The sequence below is a fragment of the Endozoicomonas sp. ONNA1 genome, assembly GCF_024606325.1.
Lineage (GTDB): Bacteria > Pseudomonadota > Gammaproteobacteria > Pseudomonadales > Endozoicomonadaceae > Endozoicomonas_A.
The window spans coordinates 1-2,095 of sequence record NZ_JAHHPN010000395.1; the positions used below are offsets into that span (position 1 = coordinate 1).

Annotated in this window: 1 protein-coding gene; it reads right to left on the reverse strand. The window is 49.2% G+C overall.

What is annotated here, in order from left to right; genetic code table 11:
* Window positions 1-495 precede the first annotated feature (495 nt).
* Window positions 496-2,058 carry a SulP family inorganic anion transporter gene (locus KDK19_RS09100; RefSeq protein WP_257291783.1) on the reverse strand — a complete coding sequence of 521 codons (1,563 nt, stop codon included), beginning with the start codon at window positions 2,056-2,058 and terminating at the stop codon, window positions 496-498.
* Between the last annotated feature and the right edge of the window lie 37 nt (window positions 2,059-2,095).

A 2,095-nucleotide genomic window follows, 5' to 3' on the forward strand; every position in this document is an offset into this window, starting at 1 on the left:
TTATAATCGGCTGAACCAGCGGTCAAGCAATTTGTTAAAGAACTGGATTAAAACAAGAAGGTTTTAATCGGCTGAACCAGCGGTCAAGCTGATCAGCGAGGCCGCTATGTTACCGCGACCGTTTTTGTTGTCAAGCGCTCTCTGTGCTAAAGAGTCAAAACGGCTTTTCAACTCGCTGAACTGACAGACGCTCATGCTTAATCAGCGTTGCTTTTCTTGTTCAGCGGCGGCGCATTCTACCGTGTCAGCTGATGTTGTCAACCTGCCTTTTTGTCAGGTGATTCAGCTCTGCTGCTGTGGCAATCTGCTCCGTTGGAGGAGGCGTACTATACAGAATTTCATAAGAGGTTCAACATGCGAAAAAGTACTAACGTACTATCCCTTAATAATTAAGAAGGTTATTTTTTGTCGCAGTTACTTTACCCACCTGCCAGCAACAGAAAACCCGGCAACTAGCCGGGTTTCTCAGGATGCACCAAACGATCAACTTAACAATCAGGCATTCGTGGCCACAAAGTATTTAGGATCTTCAATGACATTCACTTCTACCATGCTGCCTGCTTTCTTCAACAGTTTCTGACAGTCCTGACTCAAGTGCAGCAGGTGCAGATTTCTGCCTGCTTTGGTGTAACGCTCTGCCAGCGTATCTATGGCTTCCAGTCCAGAGTGATCACACACTCGGGAATCAGCAAAGTCGATCACTACGTCCTTGTTGTCGTCTTTTGGTGAGAACTGCTCCAAAAAGTGAGTGGTGGAGCCAAAGAACAAAGGACCATGCACTTTGTAAACGCTGGAACCTTCCCGGTCTTCTTTCTTCTCAATCTGAATCTGCTTGGCATGCTCCCAAGCGAAGATCAGGGCAGATACAATAACCCCGATAATGACAGCGACAGCCAAATCGGTCAAAACAGTTACGACTGATACCAGCACCAGAACAAAGGCATCACCCCCGGGCACTTTGCGCATGATGCGAAAGCTACTCCATTCAAAAGTGCCAATCACTACAATGAACATAACGCCGATCAGGGCCGCAACAGGAATTTGCTCAATCAGAGAAGAAGCCACCAATATGAATGCCAGCAGGAACAGCGCCGCCGAAATACCCGACAGGCGACCACGACCACCGGAGTTAACATTGATCATGCTCTGGCCGATCATGGCACAACCACCCATACCGCCAAAGAAACCAGTCACAATGTTGGCTGCACCCTGCCCCATGCATTCACGGTTAGAGCTGCCATGAGTTTCAGTAATCTCGTCAACCATACGCAGGGTTAACAGAGACTCAATTAAGCCAATGGCCGCCAGAATCAGAGAATAAGGCAGAATGATCAGTAAGGTCTCCATGCTCAATGGCACCATGGGAACGCTGAATTCAGGTAATCCACCGGCAATGCCAGCTACATCACCCACTGTTCGGGTATCCAAATCCAGGCCAATGACCAGCAGGGAAACCACAAGAATAGCTGCCAAAGAAGAAGGAACAGCTTTCGTCAGCTTGGGCAGGAAGTGAATAATAGCCATAGTCAAAGCCACCAACCCCAGCATCATGCCGAGCTCACTACCCTGCATCCAGGCTATATCAATAACACTGCCTTCCATAAAGGTACCTGAGAGCCAGCCTGTTTCACCTTCAACGCCGAACTGACCCAGTTGAGCCAGAAAAATAACGATGGCCAAACCATTAACAAAGCCCAGCATTACCGGGTGGGGCACCATGCGAATAAATTTACCCAGCTTAAGCGCCCCAGCCAGAACCTGGATGATCCCCATCAGTACAACGGTTGCAAAGAGGTACTGAACACCATGGTCTGCCACCAGAGTGACCATAACCACAGCCAGTGCACCAGTAGCACCAGAAATCATGCCCGGACGACCACCAATGGCAGCCGTGATAAGACCTACCATAAACGCAGCGTAGAGACCCACCAGTGGTTCAACACCCGCAACAAATGCAAAGGCTACCGCTTCGGGCACCAATGCCAGTGCTACCGTCAGACCTGATAGCAGGTCATTTTTCATGGTAGCTACCTTATTAGCTTTAAGTTCGAACAACATTGCCTCCGATTCAAACGGGCAGGTGGGTGGCGACAGA